This window comes from Actinomyces sp. oral taxon 849 str. F0330, from assembly GCF_000239715.1.
In the GTDB taxonomy this organism is placed as follows: domain Bacteria; phylum Actinomycetota; class Actinomycetes; order Actinomycetales; family Actinomycetaceae; genus Actinomyces; species Actinomyces johnsonii.
Window position 1 is genome coordinate 165661 of sequence record NZ_JH470355.1, and the last position, 6358, is coordinate 172018.

Below are 6358 nucleotides of genomic sequence, written 5' to 3' on the forward strand. Positions count from 1 at the left end.
GGCCTCGGTCTCGGCCGGGCCGGCGCGACGAAGGGGGTGTCCTCGCTCGCTGCAACGGTCTGGGGGCCGTCGGCGGGTGTCTCGTCCGAAGGCTCAACCGTCCCAGCCGCATCGCCGTCGGCGGCAGCACCGGAGGCCGCACCGTCGTCATCTGCAGGTCCCTGGTCCTCGGCCGCTACCTCGTCCACCGCGGTCCCCGGAGTCTCCTCCTCGGGCTGTTCGCCGCTCTGGGTGTCTTCTTCGGTGGTCCCTGCGAGACCTGCCCCGGCCTCGGTCTCCTCCTTGTCCGGGGAGGTTTCGTCAGAAGGGGACTCGTCAGAGGAGATCTCAGCGGTCTGCGTCTCGGCCTCACCGACCTGTGTCTCGGCCTCATCATCCGCCTGAGGCTGCTCGCCCTCGGTACTCGGGACGCCTCCCCCGGCGGCCTCGGCATCCTGCTGCTCCGCGGAGAAGGTACCGGATTCCGGATTCTCCTCGGGCACGACGGCGGCATTCGCGTCGACGGCCGGTCCGGGCTCGTCGACCGGGGCACCGGGCGCGACGGCGTCGGCGGGCAGGAATCCGCGCGCACGGAGGTTGGCGATGACCTCGACGTTCCCGGTGCTGGCCAGCCATGAGAGCAGATCGGGATAGGCCGCCGGGTTGCGAGACAGCGCCGCCCACAGATCCGGCCGGCTCTGGGCGATCGCGGCCTGCAAAGGCTGGTCGGGCGTCTGCGCGGCGAGCGCCTCATCGGCCTGGTGAGCCGCCATCATGAGCTGAACGGGATCCATGCAGAGTCCCTCCGGGAGAACGTTCGGGTTATCTCGACTGATCGGGCTCGCACAGCCCTTCCTGGACTCATCGCAAGGCGCCGATCAGCACAGATGGTAGTCGGGAATCCGTCAAACCGGTCAAGAAACGGAAACAGGCCGGGCGAAGTTCGTCCCTCGATCACCGGCTCGCCGCACCGGGAGGGACCCGGCGGCACCACGCGGAGGCCAACCAGCGAAAACATCGCACCCGCCCAGCCTCCACGTCTCCCTCTCAGGGACCTCCCCTACCACAGGTCAGGGTTGACTAGCCGAGAGGTCAGGGGGACAGTCCTCCGCCAGGAGGAGCACACCGGACTGCGCCGCTGCCACACTCGAAGCATGAGTAGCTCAGTTCCCGCACCAGCAGCCCCATCCGTCCTCACTCCTCACCGCCCCGTCGACAACCCAGTAGTCTCCGCCCGCAGCCTCACCAAGGTCTACGGCCGCGGCTCGGGCGCGGTCAAAGCCCTCGACGCGGTTAACGTCGACATCGCCCGGGCCCGCTTCACCGCCATCATGGGCCCCTCCGGATCAGGCAAGTCCACGCTCATGCACTGCCTGGCGGGCCTGGACTCGGTGACCTCCGGGGAGATCATGCTCGACGGCGACATGGTCTCCTCCATGAGTCAGCGCCGCCTGACCCGCCTGCGCCGCGAGCGCATCGGCTTCATCTTCCAGTCCTTCAACCTGGTCCCCACGCTCTCGGCGGCAGAGAACATCACCCTGCCCCTGGACATCGCCCGCAAGAAGGTCAATCGACAGCGCTTCGACCAGGTGATCGACGCCGTCGGCCTCCGGGAGCGCCTGTCCCACCGGCCCGCCGAGCTCTCCGGCGGCCAGGTCCAGCGCGTGGCCTGCGCCCGGGCGCTCGTGGGCGAGCCGGCGGTCGTCTTCGCCGACGAGCCCACCGGCAACCTGGACTCCCACTCCACCGAGCAGGTCCTGGAGATCCTGCGCCGCAGCGTCGACGACCTGAAGCAGTCGGTGGTCATGGTGACCCATGAGCCGGAGGCGGCCGCCTGGGCTGACACCGTCATCTTCCTGCGCGACGGGCACGTCGTCGCCCAGCTGAACGACCCCAACCGCGACCGGGTCCTGGACGCCCTGCGCGAGCTGAGCGAGGCCGAGTCCGCGCCCGCAGCCGGCGCCCGGGACACCGACGCCTCCAAGGGGGCGTGAGCCGTGAACCGAGTCGCCTGGCGCTCCGTACGCGCCCATGCCAAGCAGTTCTTCCTGACCACCTTCGCCGTCATGCTCGGGGTGGCGTTCCTATCGGGCACACTGGCCCTGCGCGCCTCCATGTCGGAGACCTTCTCCAAGCTGACCTCCTCCACCATCACCTCGGACCTGTACGTCCAGGGACCCAAGATCGCCACCGACGACGGCAAGGGTGGTGGCTCCAGCTCCTCCTCTCTGCAGACCCAGCCCATTGACGGCTCCCTGTCCGAGCAGATCAAGCGGGTCGACGGCGTCGAAGCCGCCAACCCTGGCGCCCAGATGACCGGGGTCCTCGTGGGCTCCAACGACACCCCGGTCTCCAGCATGGGAGCGCCCACGCTCTTCCTGCCGCTGTATGACGAAGAGCCGGGCCTGACCTGGGCCCAGGGCCACAGGCCCCAGGGTGAGGGCGAGATCGCCCTGGAGTCCGGGGCCCTGAAGAACTCCGGCCTCAAGGTCGGGGACAAGACGCACATCGTCATCCAGGGCCAGCCCACCGAGGTCACCGTGGTCGGTGAATTCCATTTCGAGTCCTCCATGGCCAGTGCGACGGTCGTGGGAATGGACCCGGATTGGCTCCTGCCCATGGCCGCCCCGGACGGGAGGGTCTCAGGCATCTCAATCGACCTGGCCGACGGAGCCTCGGTGGACACGGTCAAGTCCGAGATCACCAAGGTCGTTCCCGACGGCACCCAGGTGAAGACTCGCGCCGAGCTCATCAAGGAGCAGAACAAGACCATCGAGTCCCAGCTGGGCTTCATTCAGACCTTCCTCATGGTCTTCGTCATCATCGCCATGTTCGTGGGCTCCTTCATCATCATGAACTCCTTCGCGATGAGTGTGCGCCAGCGGGTCAAGGAGTTCGCCCTCCTGCGGGCCGTGGGCGCATCGCCCGGATCGGTGTTCGGCATCGTGTTCCTCCAGGCGGTCGTCATCGGCGTCGTGGGCTCCGCCCTGGGCGTGGCCGCGGGGGCCGGGCTCCTGGCCGGGCTGGCCAAGCTGTTGGACGCCATGGGCATGCCGCTGCTGGAGGGCACCGGCCTGACCGGGCCGATCATCGCGATCTCCCTGACGGTGGGGCTGGCCGTCACCATCGTCGGCGCCCTGCTGCCGGCGCGCGAGGCCGCCCTGACCCACCCGGTCGAGGCCATGCGCGGCGTGTCGGGTTCCCGGGAGAAGTCGCTGGTGTTGCGCACGATCCTGGGCGGGCTGCTGCTGGCGGCCGGAGCGGCCGCAATCGCCGCCGCTTGGGTGAACGCAGACCTGGAGCAGCGCCGCCTCATCATGGGACTGGGCGCGGGCGGCGTGATCCTGGGACTGCTCATCGTCTCCCCGACTCTGGCGCGCCCGATGGTCGCCGCCCTGGGACTGCCATTCCGCGTGCTGCGGCCGTCCGGACGCCTGGCAGTGCGCAACATCGTCCACAACCCGCGCCGCACGGCCAACACCTCCGGCGCCCTCATGGTGGGCATGGCCCTGGTGTGCGCCGGCGCCACGCTGGCCGCCTCCTTCAGCACCTCGACCGCCGACGAGGTCGACAAGTCCCTCAAGGCCGACTTCCTGGTCCAACCAGCCACGATGAGCAGCCTGAACGCCCGGCTCTCGAACGGGAAGGTCAAGGAGATCGCGGCGATCGACGGCGTCAAGGAGACCTCCTCGTACAGCATCTACACGGACGCGGTCACCACGCCAGACGACAAGCAGGATCCCACCGCGGCCGCCTTCGTCATCGACCCGGTCACATTCGCAAGGGCCTATGACGTCAAGCTCAGCTCCGGGTCGATGGAGGACTTGGACGCCACCCATGTGGCCGTCAAGAAGGATGCGGGACTCAAGATGGGAGATAAAGTCACCATCACCGGTCCCAACGGCGCCGTCGAGGCGACGGTGGGCGCCGTCATCAACCCGCGAGGCTTCAACGCGAACTACTTCTACTCCCCCGAACTGGCGGCGTCGGTGGGCTCCTGGGGCTCGCCGGGCGCCAGCACGGACCCTGCCCACGTCCTGGACTCGCCCATGGGCATGTTCCTGACCCTCGACAACGGCGCCAGTCTCGACACGGTGCGGGGCGAGGCCCGCAGCATCGTGGCCGACACCTACCAGTACGCGGTACGCGACGCCAGCGAGATTTCCAGCCAGATCGGCCAGCAGGTCAACCAGATGCTCGCCATCCTCTACGGCCTGCTGGGGCTGAGCATCGTCATCGCCGTCCTGGGCATCGTCAACACTCTGGTGCTCTCGGTCTCTGAGCGCACCCGGGAGATCGGGCTCATGCGCGCCGTCGGATTGGGCAAGACCCAGCTGGCCGGGGAGATCATCACCGAGTCCATCCTGACAGCTCTGTACGGCACCGTCCTGGGCGGGGCGACCGGGGTGGTCCTGGCCGCGGCCCTCAAGAAGATCCTGGAGGATCAGGGGCTCTCATCCCTGAGCATCCCCTGGGGGCAGATGGTGGGCATGCTCGTGCTCTCCGTGGTGGTCGGCGTTATCGCGGCCCTGTGGCCGGCGCTGCGCGCCTCTAGGCTCCCCGTCCTGGACGCCATCGCCACCGAGTAGTCAGCAGGCGGTCGGCGGACGGGCGGCGACCGATCACCGAACAGACGACACCGCCGGAGGGCAAGTAGGAGATACGTCAGTACCGCGCGCCCATTCGGTAGGGCACAGTACGAGCTGTACGAATTGTTCCGCCCGCCATCACCCCCATACCTGCCGGCGCCTCGCGGCGGCAGCCGGCGGTTCCGAATCATCCAGCCGGCACTGGAATAACGAACGGACCCGCCGACTCCGGTGCCCCGGCCCGACTCCCCGCCATCCCGGGAGCGGACCGGGGCACCGGCGCTCTCCCGGGATCCGTCCGAGAGACACCCGGGCCACACTCACCGGATATTCCCGCACCCGCTATCTTCCTCGTCACCGCTCCTCCCCCTGCCGCACCCGCGCTCGCTCCGGTAGCCTCGTGCGATCATGCCCGAACCGTTCTCCCGGTCGATCCCGGCCGCCCCGATCACCCTGTCGATGTCCCCCGACGCCCCGCTGCCCCAGCCCCCGTCCATCGGGGCCGGGGCTCTTCTGCGGTGGCTGCTGCGCCGCGCCACCGTCCCGGTGGCCCTGGCCACCCTGGCGGCCTGCACCTCCAACATCATCCAGGCGACCGTGCCCGCCTTCCTGGGCCAGGCCCTCGACGCCGGGATCGAGAACGGTCTCAACGCCCGCGTCTGGGGTATCGGCGCCCTGCTGCTGGTGCTGTTCGTCGTCTACGCCGTCGGGGACACAATGCTGTCCTACTTCGGGGTGGCGGCCTGGATGCGCACGGCCTTCGACGTCGACCGGCTCGTGGGGCGGCAGGTCTCCGCCACCGGTGCGGACCTGTCCCGGCAGGTCTCCACCGGCGAGGTCGCCACCATCATCGCCTCCGACGCCGAGTACCTGGGCAACCTCATCGAGCACCTGCCGGCCCTGCTGGGGGCCGCGGCCAGCTTCATCGTCGTGGCGGTCCTCATGCTCCGCACCTCGGTGAGTCTGGGGCTGGTGGTCATCCTGGGCATGCCGCTGGTGGCGGCGATCGTCACCCTGGTCATCCGCCCCCTGCAGAAGCGCCAGGCCGTTCAGCGCGAGGCCCAGTCCGCAGTCACCACGATCACCACCGACACAGTGGCGGGCCTGCGGATCCTGCGCGGCATCGGCGGGGAGGACGTCTTCGCCCGCCGCTACCGGGAGGCCTCCCAGGAGCTGCGGCGCCGCGGCGTGGAGGTGGCCTCCTCCCAGGCCACTCTCATGACCCTCCAGGTCCTACTGCCCGGCCTCTTCGCCGCCATCGTCGTGTGGATCGCGGCCCGCATGGCCGTCTCGGGAAGTCTGACCCCCGGCGGGCTCATCACCTTCTACGGCTACACCGCCTACCTGTCCTGGCCGCTGTGGGTCTTCACCAACTCCGTGCAGGACTACACCCGGGCCATCGTCGGCGCCCGGCGCCTGAGCCGCCTGCTCGAGGTCACACCCGCCGCCGGCAGCCTCGTGGAGCGCCTCGACCTGGACCCCGCCGCCGCCCGCCCCGTCAGCGGCAACCTGGTGGACACCGGAAGCGGCCTGCGCCTGGAGGAGGGCCGCATGACGGCCCTGGTGTGTCCCGATCCGGAGGTCTCCGCCGAGCTGGCCACGCGCCTGGGCCGCTTCACCGACTCCGGTCCCACCGTGACCCTGGCGGGCAGGCCGCTGGCGACCATGCCCCTGGGCCAGGTGCGCGCCAGCATCGTCGTGTCCGGGGCGACCGCCCAGCTCTTCACCGGAACCCTGCGCGAGGCCCTCGACGTGCGCGGCGGCCCCGACCCGCAGCCGGCGGGCGTTAC

At 69.5% G+C, this 6358-nt stretch carries 4 protein-coding genes; 3 read left to right on the top strand and 1 reads right to left on the bottom strand.

Translation table 11 applies throughout. The features are described from left to right. A partial coding sequence (locus tag HMPREF0975_RS16245) for a variant leucine-rich repeat-containing protein (RefSeq protein WP_009234246.1) occupies nucleotides 1-773 on the bottom strand: 773 nt, incomplete at its 3' end. Between the two features lie 360 nt (nucleotides 774-1133). On the opposite strand from HMPREF0975_RS16245, the gene HMPREF0975_RS10995 reads away from it, so the two are divergent. The 3 genes from HMPREF0975_RS10995 to HMPREF0975_RS11005 all read left to right on the top strand — a co-directional run. After that, the gene (locus tag HMPREF0975_RS10995; RefSeq protein ID WP_049939818.1) at nucleotides 1134-1973 is read left to right on the top strand and encodes an ABC transporter ATP-binding protein; all 840 of its coding nucleotides are present in this window, start codon (nucleotides 1134-1136) and stop codon (nucleotides 1971-1973) included. A gap of 3 nt (nucleotides 1974-1976) precedes the next feature. Beyond that, nucleotides 1977-4568 carry an ABC transporter permease gene (locus HMPREF0975_RS11000; protein WP_009234248.1) on the top strand — a complete coding sequence of 864 codons (2592 nt, stop codon included), beginning with the start codon at nucleotides 1977-1979 and terminating at the stop codon, nucleotides 4566-4568. A gap of 408 nt (nucleotides 4569-4976) precedes the next feature. Then, nucleotides 4977-6358 (top strand): ABC transporter transmembrane domain-containing protein (locus HMPREF0975_RS11005; RefSeq protein WP_009234249.1); only part of this gene is annotated, 1382 nt, incomplete at its 3' end.